We start from the raw sequence: 20,183 nt of genomic DNA on the forward strand, positions 1-20,183 counted from the left end.
GGCAAGCGGTGGCCAGAATTTGCTGGTCCACGCGCTGCGGGGAAGGGATCGGCAGCATCGCCCCTGCACAAGGCTTCAGGGCTTTGCGGTCAATCCCTGGGAAGTGCCCAGAGGCTGGTTGTTGACGACCTTGTAGCGCAGCGTGCCCTCCTGCCACCCATACTGGCCCAGACGCTCGGTCGGCACGCCGGACAGCAGAAGATCCGCCACGAGACTGTAGTGCTGCCCCTTTACGATGACGGAGGCCGTGGCATCGAGTTCGATGCGAAAGGTAGCGCCACCATCCATGCCCATCAAGGCATTGCGCAGGTCGACCGGGTCGGCAAAAGCCGGGTACAAGGCCTGGTTGTTGCCCTGGGTATCAATGAAATGCCAATAGCCGTCGCTGCCCACCATCAACCGCGCATTGCCGGTGACCGCCTCTGCCTGCACCGACACACTGGGCTGCACCACATAACGCACATCACCCAGCGTGGCCGTGATGACGCCGTTGTCCGCCAGCACGGCGTTCAGGCCGGGCAGCAGAGACGCCAGCTGGTCCAGGCTCACCAGGGCCGGAATGATGGTCAGCGATTGGCCCTTGCGCACCACCTGGTAGCGCCCATCACCCACGGGGTAGACGCCATCGGCACGCGGGTCGCCCCCGCTCTGGTGATTGGCTGGCATGAACGCCAGCTTGCCGCCCCTGTAGCCACTCAGCGTCACGGTGCCCTGCGCGTTCTGGCCTAGCAACTGCAGCGGTTGCCCCACGGCACTGGAGAGCAGTGCCACCAGATCGGCCAGGTAGGCCGGGCCTTCGCCCGCAGCCATGTTGACGATGGATGGCCGCAGGCTGGTGCCGGGAATAGTCACAGGCAACAGCGGGATGCTGGGCTCGGGTGGCGCGCTGGGCGTGACCTTGTTCGACGCCACCGAGGCGCTGCCACTGGCGGCCGCATTGGCGGCGACCACGGTGAAGGTGTAGGCCACGCCATTGCTCAGCCCGGCGACGGTATGGCCCAGGGCCGCGCTGCCAGCCTGCGTATCCACCCCACCCGCAGGGGTGGAGGTGACGGTGTAGCCGATGATGGCACTGCCGCCATTGCTGGCAGGAGCGCTGAAACTGACGACGGCCTGGCCGTTGCCCGCCACAGCACTGACACCGGTGGGAGCGCCCGGTGGCAGGGCGGGGGTTGCCGCGTTCGATGCCGTCGAGGCCGGGCCGGTGCCGTAGCCGCTGGTGGCGGTTACGGTGAAGGTGTAGGGCACGCCGTTGGTCAAGCCGGTGATGGTGTGGCTCAAGGCCGTGGTGCCAGCCTGCGCATCCACACCGCCGGCCGGGCTGGCGACCACCGTGTAACCGCTGACCGTGCTGCTGCCGCTGCTGGCCGGTGCGCTGAAGTTGACGGTGACCTGCCCGATGCCCGGCACCACAGCGACGATGCTGGGCGCACCGGGCAACTGGCCGGGCAGGATGGCATTCGACGCCGCCGAGGCCTGCCCGGTGCCGATGGAATTGCTGGCCACCACGGTGAAGGTGTAGCTCTGGTGATTGACCAGGCCGGTGACAGTGTGGGTGGTGGCCGTGGTACCGGCGTGGGTGTCGACGCCGCCGGCCGGGCTGGAAACCACGGTGTAGCCACTGATCGGCGCGCTGCCTGCGGCCGGCGCGCTGAAGCGCACGCTGGCCTGGGCGTTGCCCGCCATGGCCGCCACGGCGGTCGGTGCGCCTGGGGTATCGGCAATGCGGCGCAGGCGGTGGGTATTGAGATCGGCCACGTAGACGATGCCGGCGGCATCTACGGCCAGGCCCGAGGGGTAACTGAATTGCGCCGCCGTAGCCGGACCACCATCCCCGCCGGAGCCCGCCGCGCCGGTGCCAGCGAAGGTGCTGATGGTGCCGTCGGCTGCGTCCACCTTGCGGATGCGGAAGTTGCCGGAGTCGGCAATGTAGAGGTTGCCGGCTCCGTCGAAGCCGATTCCGTTGGGGTAATACAAACGCGCCGCGGCCGCCGGTCCACCATCGCCGCTGAAGCCCATTTGGCCGCTACCGGCGAATCTGCTGATGGTGCGGCTGTGGGCATCAATCCGGCGCACGGTACTGCAGGTGGAGTCGGCGACATACAGGTTGCCGGCGGCATCGAAGGCCATACCCCGGATCGACCTCACACTCGCCGCCGTCGCCGGGCCGCCATCGCCACTGCAGCCGGCCACACCCGCCGTGCTGCCGGCGATGGTGCTGATGGCTCCGCTGGCCGCATCCACCTTGCGGATGCGGGCAGATTCGGCAATGTAGAGGTTGCCGGCAGCGTCTACGGCCACGCCCGCCGGGTAGCGCAACTGGGCGGCCGCCGCCGGGCCACCGTCGCCCCCCGTACCCTCGGTACCGGTGCCGGCCACGGTACTGATGGTGCCGCTGGCCGCATCCACCTTGCGCACGCGATGGCTGAAGTTGTCCGCAATATAGAGGTTGCCGGCAGTATCCCGCGCCACGCCGGTCGGAACGTCCAGGCTGGCCGCGGTGGCGGGGCCACCGTCCCCGCTACTGCCCCGCACCCCGTTGCCGGCCAGCGTGTCCACCCGGTTGGTGGCAAGGTTCAGTTGGTTGAGCATCCACGAGTCGGTGAAGTACAGGTTGCCGGAACCCTGCGCCAAGCCAAAAGGTCCCCGCAAGGGTGCTGCAGCAGCGGCCATGTTGTGCCAGGGGGAAATGGTCTGGGGGCTGCCATTGCCGATCAGCGTGGAGATTCGTCCGCTGGTCGCATCCACCTTGCGCACCCGGTTGTTCTGGTTGTCGGCGATGTAGAGATGGCCCGCCGCATCCACCACGACGCTGGAGGGCGAGCACAACTGGGCTGCCGTCGCAGCGCCGCCGTCGCCGGCAAAGCCACAGGTGCCATTGCCGGCCACGGTACTGATGGTGTTGCTGCCGGCATCCACCTTGCGGATGCGGTGGCTGTCCAGTTCGGCGATATACAGGTTGCCGGCGGCATCGAACGCCAGGCCGACGGGGGATGACAGTTGCGCCGCGGTGGCCGCGCCACCGTCTCCGGCAAGGCCCATGGTGCCATTGCCGACTACGGTTCTGATGGTGCCGGTGGCCCCATCCAACTTGCGGATGCGGTTGTTGCCCCAATCGGCAATGTAAAGGTCGCCGGTGGCGCTGAGCGCCATGCCCATGGGTAGCTGGAGCAAAGCCGCAGTGGCCGCGCCGCCATCGCCGCCAAAGCCATACGAGCCAGTGCCGGCTACGGTGCTGATGGTGCCGGTGCCGGCAGCCACCTTGCGCACGCGGGCCGCTCCTTCGGTGATGTACAGATTACCGCCCGCATCGACCATGACCCGGGGTCGGACGGTCCAGTTTCGCCGCCGTGGCGGCCCCGCCGTCGCCGCTGAAACCGGCGGTGCCGGTACCGGCCACGGTGCTGATGGTGCCGCTGGCTGCGTCCACCTTGCGCACGCGGTGGTTCTGGTGGTCGGCGATATAGATATTGCCCGCCGCATCCACCGCCAGGCCGGCGAACAACATGTTGGTGTCACCCGAGAGCTGGGCCGCCGTGGCAGGCCCACCGTCGCCCCCAAAGCCACCGCAACTGCCGTCACCGGCGACGCGGCTGACGACGCTGCCATCGGCGCTGAGCCGCGCCACCCAGCAGTCGTTACCAGTGTTGAGGCCGCTGGACATCACGACCAGCCGGCCGGTGCCGTCCAGGCCCAGGTCGGAGGGTGCGTTAATGCCGGTGCCCAGCGGCGCGCCGCCGGTAGGGCCGGTAGGGGCGCCGCCGGCAACGGTGGCAATCAGCGTGGTGGCCAGGGCTGCGTCCGCCAAGCAGAGCAGCACTGCGGCCAGGCACAGCCCGGTCCTGACCCAGCGTTTCACCACCGCCATCATCGCAACTCCGAGGATGGGGGCTGGCGGGACGCTCTCTCGGTGGCCACGGCTGTGCCAGAAACGCCCTCCACCAGCCTGGGCCACATGCGGCCCAGGCGCCATGCCAGGCGGGCGCGGCCCGGCAGCACGATGACGCCGACATTGCGCTCCACGGCGTCCAGCGCTTCCCGTGCACATTTCTCGGCCGAGTAGGGCGGGCCGGCCAGCGCCGTCAGGAAGCGGCGAATGTCCGGCCCCCAGGGGATGTTGAATTCGTCGGGATTTTGGGCATCCAGAATGGGGGTTTCAATGGCCGACGGGCACAGCACGCTGACCCGCACACCACGGGCGGCCGCTTCGATGCGCAGGCTGGTGGAAAGCCCCACCACCGCATGCTTGGTCAGCGCGTAGGGCGAGAGCAGCGGCGCCGGCCCCAGACCGGCAAGCGATGCAGTGTTGACGATGTGCCCAAACCCCTGCTTGCGCAAAATGGGGTAGGCCGCCAAGACGCCATGGAGCACGCCATAGATGTTGACGTCCACAATGCGCTGCCAGGCCGCCAGCGGTATCTCATGCGTTTCCCCGCCAATGCCCATGCCCGCGTTGTTGAACACATAGTCCAGGCGGCCATGTTCGTCCGCGAAGGCTTGTATAGACCGGCGTACGGCGTCCGCATCACGCACATCCAGCGCCAGCGCCGTCGCGCGTACGCCGCACTCGCGCGCCACGCCCTGCGCAGCCTGCAATTGAAGATCGGCCACGCACACCGCGACACCGCGTGCGGCCAAAGCCTTGGACAGTGCACGGCCAATGCCTGAACCGCCACCGGTCACGAATGCTGTCTTTGTTGAATTCATGTATTCCTCACAATTGGTTTGTTTTCACCACCCCGTCTGCTGTCGGCACGGGGACAAGTAGCATGCCTGGCTGCTGCTAGGGCTTGACCGTGAAGGCCTGCGCCGTACCCAGTGGCTGGTTGTTGGCCACGCGGTAGCGCACCGCGCCGCCCTCCCCAACGCCGTCTTGCCATCCGCTTAGTCCCAAGCGCCCGGTGGGTACGCTGGTAAGCGTGGGTTCTGGTACCAGCGTATAGGGCGCGCCCTTGAACAAGGTCGCGGCGGTGCCGTCCAGCTGGATGGTCAATGTGGCAATTGCATCCAGGGCCTGCAACGCATTACGCAGCGCCACCGGGTCCGCGTAGGCTGGGTACAGGGTCTGGCGGTTGCCCTGCGCATCGGCGAAGTGCCAATAGCCATCACGTTCCATGGACAGCTGTGCGCTACCCGTAGCGCTGCCCACTTGCACCTGCACGCCCGGTTGCAGGGAATAGGTCGTGCCCTGGACAGTGGCGACCAACACGCCGTTGTCGGCCTGCCTGATCAGCACACCAGGCAAAAGGGGGATGAGTTGCTCCACATTCGCCAGCGCAGGAGCCAGTACCAGGGACTGCCCACTGCGCACCACCTGGTATTGCCCGTTGGCCTGGGCACCGGTCAGTGGATAGACACCGTCGGCGCGCAGGTCCCCACTACCTTGGAACTTCAAGGGTATGAAGGCCAGCTTGCCACCGCGGTACCCACGGAGGGTGACTGCACCGCATGTGCTTTGCTCCACGAATACCAATGGCTCACCCAGAGCCGAAGACAACAGCTTGACCATGTCGACCGTGAAGGCCGGCCCTAAATCGACTTTCAGATTGACGATGTCGGGCCAAGCAGCGAGCCCGCAGACGGGCGGAAGAGCCAGCGTGGACATAGTGGGAAGCGCCAGCGTGGGCATAGTGGGAACGGTGCCGGCCGACAATGGGGCCACCACTTCAATGCCGAACTTGCGCCGCGTTTCGGAAAAGATGGCGTCACCCGCCTTGTTGGCAAAGACGATGCAGCTACCCGCCGCGACACCCACCAAGGTTTTCCCGCTGACGGTGCAGTTGGCGCTTTCGGACACGTAGCTGACCAGGCCCGCGCCACTGCCCCCCGTGGTCCTGAGTGTGACGCTGCCACCTATAGGAAAACTTTCGGCGCTGGCGCTCACAGACAAGCCCGACTGGAAGGCCTTCTCCACGTCAAAACTCTGCGAGACCTGGCCCGCCGGGTCGTAAAAGCCATCACCCCGTTGGTCCACCGCAATGGTGCACGTGCCCGCCATGACCAAGGTCAGCGCGCCACCGCCGGTGATCGTGCATACCGCGGGGGTGGTGGATGTGAACGAGGGCGGCAATCCCGACGATGCGGAGGCGCTCAGCACGGGAGCCGTGCCCAGCGTTTGTGCTCCGGGGTTGTCAAAGAAGATGACTTGGGCGCCCGTTGCGCTCCAGGCCGGGAGGACTTGGCTCCACAAACTTGCAGCGCAAACCAGGCTGCGAACCAGCTGCAAAAAATAGGGGGAGTTCATAGGATCGCAGGACACGTCTATACCAAGAAATAGCGAATACAGAGGCGCATACAGACACCGCTCTCAGGGCGTCATCGAAAAGCCCTGGGCCGTACCCAGCGGCTGGTTGTTGGCCACGCGGTAGCGGGCGGCGCCTTCCAGCCATGCGCTCTGCCCCAACTTGTCGGCAGGCACGTCCGACAGCGTGTATTCCGGCACCAGGGTGCGCCGCTGTCCCTTGAACACCGTCACGACCGAAGCGTCGGGTTGGACACTGAACGTGGCGCTCCCATCCAGTGCCTGCAAGGCGTTGCGCAACGCCACCGCGTCGGCGAAAGCGGGATACAGAGTCTGGCTGTTTCCAGTCGAATCTATAAAGCGCAGGTATCCATCACCACCCGTGGTCAGACTAGGCTTGCCTGGGGGGTTGACAAGCAACTGCACGACAACACCGGGTCGCGCCACGTAAGTCGTGCCATTGATCTTGGCGCTAAGAACGCCAGCCTCGTCCATGCGGATTTGTGCGTCCGTGGGCAACATGCCCACCAACTCGGCAAGGCTCTGAATAGCAGGCGCAACGGTGACGGCCGTGCCGTTCACCACTACCTGGTACTGGCCGTTGTCCAGTGGGTAGAGTCCGTCGGGCCGCGCGTCATTGCTCTGGTAGGCAATGGGAATGACGCTCAGGTTGTTGCCATGGAAGCCTGTCAACACCAGCACGCCGGACGCGGTTTGGCCGACAGGCCGCATCGGGGTCTGCAGGGTGTTCGACAACACAGAAACCATGCCAGACAAAATGCGCGGTCCGTTGCCGCTAGCCATGTCCAGCCACGCGGGGCCAGACGGGATGGATGCGTTGCGCGAGGGGACCAAGGGATCCACCGTCACGTTGATCACGCGCGTGGCGCTGGCAATCCCGTCACCCACTTGCACCGTGAACGTGTCGCCACCCGAGTAGCCGGCGGCCGGTGTATAGGTCAGCGCGCCGCCAGGCGTGATGTCCCCGCCGCCAGTGCTGGCCGTGGCACCAACAAGGCTCAGCGTGCCATGTGAAGGCGCTACACTTTGCGTCCAGGTCAACGTCTGCCCGACATCACTATCGCCCACGTGCAGCAGACCACTTATGTTGGTAGCCGTTGCGTTTTGGGGCACCGACAGGGTGCCAGCGCCAACGCTGACGAAGGTCGGCGCGGAGTTGGGGAAGTAGGTCATCTCGATAGAGCCATTTCCGCCGCCTGAGCCGCTATTGCCGAAGACGCCGCCGTTGTTGGCCACGGTAATGACGGCACCGGCTGGTCCGACGCTACCACCGCCTCCGCCCCCAGCGCCATAGCCAGAGGTGTCGTAGGCACCACTACCGCCGCCGCCATAACCGCCACCGCCGCCGCCCTGTCCATACCACGCAGCGGGCGCGCCAATGCCCAGGCCATCACCTTGGCCCCAGGCCCCAGCAGGTCCGCTGCCCCAAGCGGGCCCGCCATTGCCGGAACCACCTGAACCGCCCGAGACGCCAGTACTGACCATCCCCCTGGAACCACCTGCTCCGCCCACGACGTTGGCACCACCGCGACCACCCTGGAGGTAGTAGTCATCTTGCCCTGGTGAACCATTGCCATCGCCTCCTGCCTTGAAACCGCCGCCGCCGCCGCCGCCAGCAATAATTTGCTGCGTGGTGTTAGCGTCGATGTTGGTCGAACCACCTCCCACGCCCCCAAGACCATAGGTTTGCCCTCCACCGCCCACGAACATCGCAAGTACTTGTCCGGGCTGCACGGGCAGAGTGACCGTCACCGCACCACCACGACCGCCAGGGCCGCCACCACCCCCCGCAGAACCGCCGCCACCCTTCGCCACAATGTGGATCGATGTCACACGGGCGGGGACCACCCACCTGACCCCGCCTGGCGTCGTGAAACTGGCCGTATCGGCCCAGCTTGCACCAGCGAGCAGCGCCCCAAGGAAACAAAGACCCAACGACACGGTGTAGCGGGCAAGACGCTGCGCAGACACTTCTGTTTTATGACTATTTTTCATGACACCATTTCTCTTTTAACCAAGCATTTGACCGGCACAAGGGCGCATGCTAGAGAACAATCCAGCTGTTGTGACCCCTCCGTTTGGATGGGCCGTCCAACTGGACGGGTGGATGAAAAGTGCTTGTGCAGCAGATGGGGAACAGGTCTAATTCCTGGCATGCCGACTGCTCAGCTGCTTCTGATTGACGACCACGCCATGTTCCGGGCCGGTTTGGTACTGGTCCTTCACGCAGGCCTGCCCGACGTGCAGGTACAGGAGGAAAGTTCGCTCGAAGGAGCCCTGCGCAACCAGACCCGTGCACCGGATGCCGTGCTGCTGGACATCCGTTTAGAGGGTTTGAACGGGCTGGACGGCATCGCGCTGTTGCGACGTCAGTGGCCGCAGACGCCCATCATCATGCTGTCTTCGGAATCGAGCCCCGAAACCGTGAGGCAAGCCCTGGCACACGGTGCCTCTGCCTTTGCGTCCAAGGCCCAGACACCGGACCACATCCTGGCGCTGATTCAGCAGGTGTTGCACCAGGACACGACAACGGCTGGCACCGCTTCGGCCCGAACGGCTGCTGCGACCACGTCCGCACGCCTGACACCGCGCCAGAACGAAGTGCTTGACCTGTTGAGCCAGGGCTTGCCAAACAAAGTGATAGGCCGGCGCCTGGGTCTCACGGAGAACACCGTGCGTTGGCACGTGCAGGCGGTACTGGAGTTTCTACAGGTGGCCAGCCGGGCCGAGGCTGTCTACGTGGCGCGGCAACGGGGCCTGATTGGCTGATGCGGCACAGCGACCTACTGGGTCTCGCTGAAGACCGCATTCTCATCGAACAGTTGCGGCTGTTGTACCGCAATGTGCGCAGCCAGCTGGTACCTACGCTTCTTCTCGCAGTCTTGCTGTTATGGGCCTTGGTGGACAGCGGTAACCGACTGGTGCTAGGTATTTGGTGTGCAACGGTGATCGCATCCAAAGTGATGTTCACCCTGTATGCGCGGCGCAAACTGGCCGCTGACGGGGCACGCGGCCGCCTGCGCGTGCAGGTGTGGACCCTACTTGCCTTGAATGCCCTGGACGCAGCAGCGTGGGCTATGCTGGCTTGGTGCACACTCGACCAAGCTTCGATTGCCAATAGCGTCTTGGTACTGGCCTGCCTGTCAGGCATTGCCGGCGGTGCCGTGGCGCTGCTCGCACCGATACTGCCGGTTTGCCTGGCCTTTGTTGCCGTGGAATTTGTGGTGCTGGCGTTCAAACTATGGCAATTGGGCGACCCATCCTATGGCGTTCTGGGCGTGGCCAGCCTGTTCTATCTCGCCGCTCTGGCCGACCAAGCCCATAACAGTGCGAAGGCCGCCCGCGCAGCCATAGAGCTACGTTTTGAAAATGTCGATCTCATCGAACAGGCCCGCAAAGCGCACCACGAGGCAGAAGAAGCCAACCGCGCGAAATCCAAATTCCTTGCAGCTGCCAGCCACGACCTGCGCCAGCCTATACATGCGCAAGGACTGTTCCTGGAAGTATTGGGCAAAAGCGGCCTTTCCCCCGAGCAAAGCAGGCTACTGCAAAACGCCCGCGCAGCCTCCGAAGCCTCGGCAGAAATGCTCAACACGCTGCTTGACTTTTCGCGCGTGGAAGCCGGTGTTATTGAGCCATATATGCTCTCCTTTCACCTGCAGCCCCTGCTCAACAAGATCACAAGGGAATTAGCGCCTCAGGCAGACATCAAGGGCTTGGTATTGCGTCTGCGGGACACTTCAGCGGCAGTGCACACAGACCCAGCATTGGTAGAGCTGATCGTGCGCAATCTGGTGTCGAACGCAATCCGCTATACCGTCCAAGGCGGCGTATTACTTGCCTGCCGATCGCGTGGCAGCCAAACCCTGTTAGAGGTATGGGATACCGGCATAGGCATAGAACGCGCGCAGCAACAGGAGGTGTTCCGCGAGTTCCACCAGCTCGGCAATCCGGAGCGCGATCGTAGCAAGGGCTTAGGCTTGGGGCTGGCTATTGCCGAGGGTCTGGCGCGTGCGCTGGGCAGTGGATTGAGCCTAACCTCTACTCCAGGACGCGGCAGCGTGTTCCGGCTGAGCCTGCAAACGGCGCAGGGAGCCCTGGTCAGCGGCGAACTGGAGGGGACCGCCATGACCTTGCGCCAGATTGACGCACAGGTGCTGGTCGTTGACGACGATGCCGCTGTGCGCGAGGGCATGGTGCAGCTATTGCGGGGCTGGGGCTGCACTTGCACGGCCGTCGAAGGCATGGATGGCGCTCTGGCGGCGGCACGTGCGCAAAAGCCCGATATTGTCATAAGCGACTACCGCCTGCGCGAACAGCGCACCGGTGCCGAGGTCATCGCTGCACTACGAGCGGAATTTGGCACGCTCCCCGCCCTGCTCATTACCGGCGACACTGCGCCGGCGCGCTTGCGCGAGGCCCATGCTAGCGGCATACCGTTGCTGAGCAAACCAGTATCTCCCAGCCAACTACACCGGCGCGTGGTGGATGTGCTTGATACGACCGGCGGGTAGCGGGCGTCTACTACCCTGTAATGGGTAGTTTAGACACTCAACAACTTATTTCCCGGCTGCCCCCGTCGATTTGAATGTCCCCGCCTTAACCATGACCATGTTCTCAGGCTTCAGGTACTTCTTGATAGAAGCGTTTACCTGTTCTGGAGTCAACGCTTGCAACTTCGTCGGGAAGTCATCCAGCCAGTTGGCGTCATAGCCGCGATTGACTGCGCTTAAGAGTGCACCAGCCATACCCGCCGTAGTGGCCAACCCCACCTTGAAGGAACCGATCAGATTGCTCTTGCGGGCGGTGACCTCAGCCGGCGTGACACCAGCTTCGTACCAAAGCTTGAGCTGACGCTGCGTTGAGGCGATACCCTTGTCCAGCAAATCGGGCGCAAAGGTAGCCACGATCCGCCAGTCCCCATCGTTGTAGCTGTCATTGGCCGTGAAAGAACTCACGCCGTAGGTCAGCCCCTCTTTGTCACGCACATTGGCCATCAGGCGTCCGGTAAAGCCGCTACCCAAAATAGCGGTAGCCAGGCGCAGGGACTGATAGTCCGGGTCGGTATAGCGCAGACCGCTGGGCTGGCCCCAGGCGACAGACACGCTGGTCTTGCCGTCCATCACTACATTCTGGGTCGTAGCGGTCACCGGCTCAGCCGGCTTGGCCGCCCGTACAACGGCGCGGCCACCGCTCCAGCCGCCAAACGCGCGTTCAATCTCGCTGTGCAGCACGGCGACATCTACGTCGCCAGCCACCACCATGTTCATGCCGGCGGGGCCGTAGTTGGCCTTGTGGAAGGCCACCACGTCGTCCAGCGTGGCCGCTTCAATGGCGGCCAGCATATCGTCGGGTGCGGTGCTGCGGTTGGGGTGACCCACTGGGTAAACAGCACGGTTGAAGGCGTCGCTGGCGCGGTAATCGGTACTCTCCAGGCTGCGTTTGATGCCGCCGGCCATCTGCTTCTTGGCCTTGGCAAACTCTTCGGCACTAAAGGCCGGTGTGCGCAACTGTTCGGCGACCAGGCCCAGAACCATGGGTACGTCTTTCTTCAGTGCACGAGCGGTAATGTCCAGCATGTCCACCCCCACGCGGAAGGTGATGGTGGCGCCCACTGATTCCAGCTTCTCTGCAATCGCAAACTTGTCCTGCGTCTTCGTACCCTGGTCCAGCAGCATGCCGGTCAGTGTGGGGATGGCGGGGTTGCCGCCCGCGCCCACTGCGCGGCCAGCAGGCAGCGATGCACTGACGGTGACCACGTCCTTGACGCCCATCGGGTAAGCGATGACGTCGATACCGGCCACCTTGCTGCGCTTGGCATTGGCTGCGAACTTGGCGGTGGTGCCGGTTGCAGACGCGGCACCCGCGCTGCCAGCAGACTCCTGGGCTGCAGCCATCGTAGGCTGGTCGTGGCTGTGGGCGGGGTCGCGGTAGTAAAACGGGCCGCCGACATGGCTGTCCTTGAAGCCAGGCTTGGCACCGGCGGCACCGGCCGCAGCAGCGGCTGGCCCGTCAGCGGTTGGGATAAACCAGCCAGTGGTGCTGGAGTCTTCCACCAGATATTTCTGCGCCACGCGCTGGATGTCAGCCACGGTAACTTTCTTTGTGGCTTCGTCCAGGCCATAGAACAGGGTCCAGTCACCGGCGGCAATGTATTCGTTGATATTGCCGGCAATGCCAAATGAGCCGTCCAGCTTGAAGGCCGCATCGGCGGCAACCTTGGCAGCAGCGGACTTGAGTTCGGTTTCGGTCACGCCGTCTTTCTTCAGGCGTTCGATCTCTTGCACGACGATGGCTTCCACCTCGTCATGCTTGGCGCCGGGTGCCAGCGGTACAAACACGATGTTCATCGACGTATCGTGGAAGATGCCCAGCTCGCCCTCCACCCCGGTGGACAGATTCTTGTTGGTGATCGCCCGGTACATGCGGCTGTTCTTGCCGTCGGTCAGGATGGCGTTCATCAGCTGCACGGCCGCAAAGTCGGCATGCGTTGCCGGTGGCACCTTGTAGGCCACGGCCACCACACCCAATTGGCCCGGGCGTTTGACAACCAGGCGGCGCGCACCGTTCTGCTTGGGCTCTTCGGTGTACATCTCGGGGATGGGCTTGGGCGAACGGGGGTAAACACCAAACGACTTCTTCACCATCTCCAGCGTCTTGGCGGGCTCGAAATCACCAATGATGGTGACGGTCGCGTTATTGGGCCAGTAATAGGTGTCGTAGAACGCGCGCAGCTTTTCTATGGACACCTTCTCAATATCACTCCGGTGGCCGATGGTGCTGTGGTGGTAGGGGTGGGCCACAAACGCGGTCTGGTAGATCTCTTTGTACAGCGCCTGGATCGGCGAGTTCTCGCCGCGCTCAAACTCGTTGCGCACCACGGTCATCTCGGGCTTGCGGTCATCTTCGCGCAGCAGCAGGTTGCGCATGCGGTCGGCTTCCATGCCCATCACCGTGCCCAGGTGCTCGCTGCCCATGTTGGCGTAGTAGTTGGTGCGGTCCAGCCACGTGGTGGCGTTGTACAGGGCGCCGGTGCGTTCCAGCAACTGGTCCACGTTATTGCCCTTGACCCGGGTGTGGTTCTTGGAGCCCTTGAACATCAAGTGCTCCAGCAGGTGCGTGGCGCCGGTGGTGCCGGTCACCTCGTTGCGCGAGCCCACACGGTAGGTCACCATGAAGGTCAGCGTCGGGCTGGAATGCTCGGGCATCAACAAGACCTGCAGTCCGTTGGACGCGAGCGTGTATTCATCGATGCTGCCCACCGTTTTAACGTGGGTGTAGCCTTTGACTGCCACCGGTGCCGCTTGTGACAGCACGGAGGACAGCAATAGGCCTGCGGTAAGAAGAAGTCGTTTCATGGTTCTTTCCGGGTCAATAAAAGACAAGGCGCAGACATTAGCACAAGCCAGCCCGCACGCTATTGACCGGCTGGTTCAATGACTGTCCCGGCAGCGCGCCGGCCATGCCGGCACCACAGCGCGCGTGCACCGGGGTTCCTCGCAGAAGTTTTACTTCTTCAACTTCTTTAACCCGTAGTCGGCCAGGCGCTGGGACCAGGTCTGAAAGATCTGGATGCAAAACACCAATGCCAGCACCCACAGAATCAGGCCGTGTGTGCGCCAATCCGCACTGTGCGCATGGCTCAGCAGGGCACCACCGACCATGGCCGCACCGGCATACAGCACGCGGTACAGCAAGGCCATGCGGAACAACAGGATGGGCAGTATGACAACGGCCATCAGCGCCCACACCACGGCGAAGATCTTGATACCCAGGAAGAACAACGGGTTGGCGCGCAGCAGGCCGAACTTGATCAGCGTCTCATACCAGCCCTCAAAGTGGTGCGGGTAGCGCCGCAGCACCACATGGGCGCCCAGCGTCCACGCAAAGGCCAGGCTGATCGCCAGCGGAAACTGGTCGGCAGACAGCACCTCTTGCACGCCGAACAACAGCAGCACAAACGTGGGCAGCACCAGAATGTGCCAATAGTTATCCCGCGTGGGCGTTAGCAACCAGATGCCCATGTACAAGGCAATCATGCAGTACAGAAATGTATCGGTGCTGGCATAGCCCGCCAACCACGCAAAGTGCTGGTCCATGAAGATGAACACCGCTGCCACCGCCGGCACCAGCGCCATCCAGTCCACGTTGTGGCCATTGCGTATTTCGTTCAACAGTTTTTCGTAGGCCGGAAACTCGCGCAGCGGAAAGAACAGAAAAAATGAGGCCGTGCCAAGCACTATTGCATCCAGGGCCGATCTGGGCCACATACCCGGCTCGTGCCACAAGGCCAGCCCCCCAATGACCAGCAGCGCAAACAGGATGCCATGCACCGTGCCACCGTTGGCGACAAACTCTTGCGTGGCTGCCGCAGATGCGCGTGATGCGCCCAAGGCATGCAGCGTCGTCGCCTTGGCCTGTAGCACGCGGTGGCGGGTGTGGCAATCCAGGCCCATTGCCAACATCCGCGCCACGAAGCGGCGCTTGTCATCCCACAGCTTGGCCAGCGCCAGTGCCCACCCGTGCTGCGTATACCGGTCGGGGCGAAAAGCGGCGTAGACCTCGGCCACGTTCAAACGCTGGTGTAAGGCTTGCGCCAGATGGAACCCCAGCATCTGGTCCACCCGAAAGTCCAGGCCCCATTGAAAATGGCGCGTCAAGGCCACCAGCACGTCCACCGGCAAATCCGATTCTTGCGCGACAAACTGCGCGAACGCGGCGGACGCCTGGTTGTGCACGGTGATGGGCAGGTCGTCCAGCACGGCCTGAAAACGCGGCCAGGCCTGCGCCAGGCCCATGCTGCCGTGGTGGGCCCACACGCTGGCGCAATCGGCCACCATGCTTTCTACCGTGGGCAAAACTTCTAGTGGCTCCGGCGCCGGCCCTAGCCAAGGTTCCTGTTTATGCTCCGCTTGCACTACTGGTTGTGGCTCCAGTTGCACAGGCAGAGGCTCGGCCTGCGGCTGCGCAATCGGTGATGCATCGGCCTCTACCGGGCGCGCTTCTGCAGCCGGGGCCGGCGTCGCGGCCTCCTCCACTACCGACTCGTGTTCTTCTTCGCCGTAGTCCACGTAGTACTTGGCGTAATGCTGTGCGCGGTCATAGGCCTCGCGCAGCCGCTGGTATGCCTCGGCATCGTCATCGGGCCGCGTCGTCTTCAGCTTGACCGAATACGCCCGCTTGATGGCGCGCAGATCCTGCGTGGCCTCTATGCCCAACTGTTCCCACACGTTCATCAGAACACGAAGCCTTTGTCCAGGCTGTCCAGCGCCTCGCGGAATGCGTCACGCGCCTTGGCGATGTCGCGCGGGTCTTGGGTGTCCAGCGCCATCTCGAACTGCGCTATCCAGCGCTGCAGCCACTGCCGCTGGTCGCCCAGGCGGTCTTCGTACAGGCGCTTGGCGCGCTCGATCAGGTAGATGTTGTCTTGTTCGTCGCGCGGGTGCACCTTCAGCGACTGCAGATGCGTCAGCGCCAGCGCAATCTCTTCCGCCGTCATGTTGGCACCCACCGGCTGTATGACCTTGGAGGCGACCAGTTGCTTCTGGCCGTCGGTCACCTCTACCTCCAGCATGCCATTGGCGTCATACGAGAAGCGCACGTTGACGCTGACGTGGCCGGCAGGCTTGGGCGGCACCTCGATCTCCAGCGTGCCCAGGCGCATGTTCTCGCTGCCCACCGGTGATTCGCCCTGGCGGATATCAAACAGGATGTGTTTCTGGTCGTCGGAAACCGTGTTGTAGCTGCCCATCTTGGACACCGGCACCGGCGTGTTGCGCTCAATGATGGGCGAAAAGCGGTCCCCAAAGGTGCGGCCATTGATCGTCTCGCTGGCGATCACGCCCATCGAATACGGCATCACATCGGTCAACACCACCTCGTTTAACGCCGCGTCGCGCGCCTTCAGCGCTGCCTGGATGGCTGCACCGCAGGCAATCGTCTCGTCGGGGTTGATAGTGCGCAGCGGCAGGCGCTGGAACAGCTTGGCCACCGTCTGGCGCACCAGCGGCATACGCGTGGCGCCGCCCACCAGGATGACCTCGGCCAACTCATTGGGCTCAAGCCGCGCATCGGCCAGCGCGCGCTCAATGGGGCGGCGCAGGCGCTTGACCAGCTCTTCACTGCCCTTCTCGAAGTCTTCACGCGTGATGGTGTGGGTGATGGCCTCGCCCTTCCAGCTGAAACGCATCTCGGCGCTGGTGCTGTCGCTCAGGTCGCGCTTGGCCTGCTCGGCACTGCGCCACAAGGCCTTGGACCCAAGGATGTGCTCACGGTCCTTGTCCGACAGTTCCTTGCAGCGCGCCAGGAACAGGCCCTCGATCACCGCCACAAAATCTTCACCGCCCAGCCGTGTGTCGCCGGCGCTGGAGCGCACCTCGACCACGCCGTCGAAGAATTCGAGCACCGACACGTCAAACGTGCCACCGCCCAGGTCAAACACGAGGAAGGTGCTGTGGTCCGGCCGCTCCTGCAGGCCGTAGGCCAGGCCAGCGGCCGTGGGCTCGTTGAGCAGGCGCTCCACCTGCAGGCCCGCCAGCTCGGCTGCGTGTTTGGTGGCGCGCCGCTGCACCTCGTTGAAATACGCCGGCACCGTGATCACCGCTTCAGTCACCGGCGTGCCCAGATAATTCTCAGCGTCGGCCTTCAGCGCCTTCAGCACCATGGCCGACAACTCTTCGGCGCGAAAGTCGCGGTTGCCCAGCTTGATGGATTTGTCAGTACCCATCCAGCGCTTGAAGGTGACTGCCGTCTGGTGCGGGTGGGTGCTGAGCCGCTCGCGGGCGGCTATGCCGACCATCATGGTCCCGTCATCGGCCAGGCTGACCGCGCTGGGGGTCAATACGTGCCCCAGGGCGTTGGGGATGAGGACGGGTTGCCCGTCCCGGTATACAGCCACGAGGCTGTTGGTGGTGCCAAGGTCAATGCCGACGTACATGGTGTGTCAATGGGTGAGTGCTGGGGCAAGCCCCGAATGGGTGACCCGAGATCATATGGGCACTCTGCCAGCGGAAATTGCCAGCGTACAATATCGGCCCGTCTGGTTGACTAGTGGTTGCTTGTCTTCGCTGCTAACAGGACGGATTTCTACAACACCAAAAGGGAAAACATGTTTTTCAAAAAATTGGCAGCAGTTGCAGCCATCGCTCTGATCTCCACCGCCGCCTCCGCCCAAGCCACCAACAATGGTTACTTCGGCGAAATCGCCTACACATCCACCACCTTCAAGGTCGACGGCCTGGCTGGCACCTGGAATCCTTCCGCACTGCGCGGCACCTTCGGCAAGGGTCTGAACGACAACCTGGCTGTTGAAGCCATGGTTCTGCTCGGCACCAGCGACGCCAGCAACCTGGGCGTGACCGTCAAGCTGTCCAGCGGCGCTGGCATCTACCTGAAGCCCCGCGTCATGCTGGGTGACTCGTTTGAACTGTTCGGCCGTCTGGGCTGGGCCAACATCAACTCCAAGGTTGGCAGCACAGACGCACGCGACAACGGCGCTTCGTACGGCGTGGGCGCAAGCTACAGCTTCACCAAGGCCATCAGCCTGAACGTGGACTACATGATGTTCAACAACCAGAACGGTTCCAAGATCGACGGCACCACGGTTGGTATCGGCTTCAAGTTCTAAGCAGCAGCGGTTTTTCTCAAAAAGACTAAAGGGGCCCTCGGGCCCCTTTTTTCATGGGCGCTACAGGTTACGCACCACCGCCCGCCCACTGGCGCACATAGCCTGGCGCAGGCTGTGTGCACAACGGGTCTGCCACCGGCGCGCCGCGCTGCTGCACCAGCGGCAGCACGCCCACCCAGGCGGCAACGCCCATGTCTTCGGCGTCGTCCTGCACGCCACCGGTGCGCACCTTGCAAGCCGCCTCATCCAACGCAATGCGCATCACCGTGGTCGCAGCCAGTTCCTTGGCATTGCCGGGCCGTGCTTCGTTTTCGCGACCAGGCGCTATGTGGCGCATGAAGGCCTCCATCGCCTCGGCCTTGGTCTCCACCTTTTCAAACTGGCCATAGACCATGGCCGAGCGGTAGTTCATCGAATGGTTGAACGCCGAGCGCGCCAGCACCAGACCATCGATATGCGTCACCGTCACGCAGGCCTGCGTGCCCTTGGCCAGCAGCTTGATCAGGCGTCCGCCGTTGGAGCCGTGGATGTACAGGTGTTCGCCCTCGCGCCAGCAAGCGGTGGGGATGCAGTGTGTGCCCTTGTCGTCCACAAACGCCACGTGGCATACATAAGCCGAGTCCAGTATGGCGTGCAGCGTGGCGCGGTCGTAGTGCGCGTTCTCGGCAATGCGGCGGATGCGGGTGCGATCGGTGGGAGCGGCGGCGGCAGTCTGATTCATGAGGTTCCATTCAAAGCAAGGAGGCAGAATGTAGGGCCATCGTGGCCCCTATAAAAGGTCCACGGATGCACTATTTTTTAGGGCCACTAATACTCTGCCGCCATGGACTACCAGTTGCTGTTCTCTCGCTTCACCACCACGGCCGCGCATGCGGGCCCTTGGCCGCGCCAGCGCCAGTTGCACGAATGCCTGCGCTACAGCATCCGCAGCGGCACGCTTGCCGCCGGCACTCGCCTGCCCGCCAGCCGCACGCTGGCGCAAGAACTGGGCGTATCGCGCAACACCGTGCTCTACGCCTATGACCAGCTGGCCACCGAAGGCTTTGTGCTGCCCGACCGGCGCGGCACCGTGGTGGCCCCGCTGGCGGCGCTGGCCGTGCCCGCACGCCCGGCGCCCGCGCTGCGCAGCCGCCTGTCACGCCGCGCACAGGGTGTGCCGCGGCTGCCGGATGCCGAACTGTCTGCCGCCTTTGCCCCTGGCGTGCCGGCGCTGGGCAGCTTCCCCACCACGCTGTGGCGCCGCCTGCTGGACCGGGCCTGGGCCAGCATGCGCCCCGCGCAGCTGAACTACGCCGACCCGGCCGGCGACGTCAACCTGCGCAATGCCATTGCCGAACACCTGCGCGTAGCACGCGGCGCGCTGGTGGAGCCCAGCCAGGTCTTCATCACCGACGGCACCCAAAGCAGCCTGGACCTGTGCGCCCGCGCCTTTGCCGACCCCGGCGACACCGTGTGGATGGAGAACCCCGGCTACCAGGGCGCACACGCTGCCTTTAAAGGCGCGCAGCTTCGCCCCATCGGCATCGTTGTTGACGCCGACGGAATGGCACCCAGCGCGCGCGACTGGCAGCAGCACCCGCCCAAGCTGATCTACGTCACTCCATCACACCAATACCCCACCGGCAGTGTGCTGAGCCTGGAACGGCGGCTGGCTTTGATAGCGCAGGCGCACAAGGCGGCAGCGCTGATCATTGAGGACGACTACGACAGCGAGTTCCGCCACGACGGTCCGCCACTGGCCTGCATGCAGGGCCTGGCGGCAGACGCGCCCGTGCTGTACCTGGGCACCTTCAGCAAAACCATGTTCCCCGGGCTGCGCATAGGCTTTGTGGTGGCGCCGGCCAGCCTGGTGCCACCCATGGCCGCGCTGCTGGCGCGCACCGCCCCACGTGGGCGCACGGCCGACCAGCTGGCGCTGGCCGACTTCATGCGCAGCGGGCAGTTCAGCCTGCACCTGCGCCGCATGCGCAGACTCTACCGCCAGCGGCGCGATGCGCTGGTGGCCGCGCTGCAAGCACAGCTGGGCAATGTGGCCGATGTATACGGCGGCACGGCCGGCATGCACCTGGCGCTGCGCCTGCGCGACCCGGATGCGGACGACACCGCCATGAGCGCACACCTGCTGCCCCAAGGCATCGTCGCCCCCGCGCTGAGCCTGCACGCCGTGGGCACCCGTGCCCAGCCGTGGCGCGGATTCTTGCTGGGTTATGCCCAGGTGCCGGTGGAGCAGATACCCGGGCTGGTGCAGAAGCTTGCCAAGTCGCTACACATTCGATAGCTGCTTACGCATGGTGT

General features: G+C 64.0%; 13 protein-coding genes. 4 read left to right on the top strand and 9 right to left on the bottom strand.

Annotated elements, in window-relative coordinates; translation table 11 throughout:
- Positions 1-75: 75 nt before the first annotated feature.
- The 5 genes from AC097P_RS19615 to AC097P_RS19635 form a co-directional block, all read right to left on the bottom strand.
- Entirely contained in the window at positions 76-3,318 is a 3,243-nt protein-coding gene (locus tag AC097P_RS19615) for an NHL domain-containing protein (RefSeq protein WP_479612123.1), read from the bottom strand.
- On the bottom strand, positions 3,299-3,868 hold the full coding sequence (locus AC097P_RS19620) for an NHL repeat-containing protein (RefSeq protein ID WP_479612124.1): 570 nt from the start codon (positions 3,866-3,868) through the stop codon (positions 3,299-3,301). The genes AC097P_RS19615 and AC097P_RS19620 overlap by 20 nt, the downstream gene beginning before the upstream one ends.
- Positions 3,868-4,707, bottom strand: a complete 840-nt coding sequence (locus AC097P_RS19625) for an SDR family NAD(P)-dependent oxidoreductase (RefSeq protein WP_479612125.1) — start codon at positions 4,705-4,707, stop codon at positions 3,868-3,870. Before AC097P_RS19625 ends, AC097P_RS19620 begins: the two co-directional genes overlap by 1 nt.
- A 76-nt stretch (positions 4,708-4,783) precedes the next feature.
- Entirely contained in the window at positions 4,784-6,244 is a 1,461-nt protein-coding gene (locus AC097P_RS19630) for a hypothetical protein (RefSeq protein WP_479612126.1), read from the bottom strand.
- Positions 6,245-6,307: 63 nt separating this feature from the next.
- The gene (locus tag AC097P_RS19635) at positions 6,308-8,257 is read right to left on the bottom strand and encodes an Ig-like domain-containing protein (protein WP_479612127.1); all 1,950 of its coding nucleotides are present in this window, start codon (positions 8,255-8,257) and stop codon (positions 6,308-6,310) included.
- Positions 8,258-8,416: 159 nt separating this feature from the next.
- On the opposite strand from AC097P_RS19635, the gene AC097P_RS19640 reads away from it, so the two are divergent.
- Both AC097P_RS19640 and AC097P_RS19645 read left to right on the top strand, forming a co-directional pair.
- Positions 8,417-9,031 (top strand): response regulator transcription factor, encoded by a 615-nt coding sequence (locus AC097P_RS19640; protein ID WP_479612128.1) that lies wholly within the window; start codon positions 8,417-8,419, stop codon positions 9,029-9,031.
- Entirely contained in the window at positions 9,031-10,776 is a 1,746-nt protein-coding gene (locus tag AC097P_RS19645) for an ATP-binding response regulator (RefSeq protein WP_479612129.1), read from the top strand. The genes AC097P_RS19640 and AC097P_RS19645 overlap by 1 nt, the downstream gene beginning before the upstream one ends.
- 45 nt (positions 10,777-10,821) lie before the next feature.
- Here the strand turns inward: AC097P_RS19645 and AC097P_RS19650 are convergent, their stop codons facing one another.
- The 3 genes from AC097P_RS19650 to AC097P_RS19660 form a co-directional block, all read right to left on the bottom strand.
- Positions 10,822-13,620 carry a M16 family metallopeptidase gene (locus AC097P_RS19650; RefSeq protein ID WP_479612130.1) on the bottom strand — a complete coding sequence of 933 codons (2,799 nt, stop codon included), beginning with the start codon at positions 13,618-13,620 and terminating at the stop codon, positions 10,822-10,824.
- A 150-nt stretch (positions 13,621-13,770) separates the two neighbouring features.
- On the bottom strand, positions 13,771-15,498 hold the full coding sequence (locus AC097P_RS19655) for a hypothetical protein (protein WP_479612131.1): 1,728 nt from the start codon (positions 15,496-15,498) through the stop codon (positions 13,771-13,773).
- Entirely contained in the window at positions 15,498-17,198 is a 1,701-nt protein-coding gene (locus tag AC097P_RS19660) for an Hsp70 family protein (RefSeq protein WP_479612132.1), read from the bottom strand. The genes AC097P_RS19655 and AC097P_RS19660 overlap by 1 nt, the downstream gene beginning before the upstream one ends.
- Positions 17,199-17,369: 171 nt before the next feature.
- On the opposite strand from AC097P_RS19660, the gene AC097P_RS19665 reads away from it, so the two are divergent.
- Entirely contained in the window at positions 17,370-17,888 is a 519-nt protein-coding gene (locus AC097P_RS19665) for an outer membrane beta-barrel protein (RefSeq protein ID WP_479612133.1), read from the top strand.
- Between the two features lie 67 nt (positions 17,889-17,955).
- Here the strand turns inward: AC097P_RS19665 and AC097P_RS19670 are convergent, their stop codons facing one another.
- Positions 17,956-18,609, bottom strand: coding sequence for a pyridoxamine 5'-phosphate oxidase family protein (locus AC097P_RS19670; RefSeq protein ID WP_479612134.1), 654 nt, complete (start codon positions 18,607-18,609; stop codon positions 17,956-17,958).
- Between the two features lie 102 nt (positions 18,610-18,711).
- Here AC097P_RS19670 and pdxR point away from each other — a divergent pair, with 102 nt between their 5' ends.
- The gene (pdxR, locus tag AC097P_RS19675) at positions 18,712-20,166 is read left to right on the top strand and encodes a MocR-like pyridoxine biosynthesis transcription factor PdxR (RefSeq protein ID WP_479612135.1); all 1,455 of its coding nucleotides are present in this window, start codon (positions 18,712-18,714) and stop codon (positions 20,164-20,166) included.
- Positions 20,167-20,183 lie beyond the last annotated feature (17 nt).

The sequence above is a fragment of the Rhodoferax sp. ZS1R8 genome, assembly GCF_056521325.1.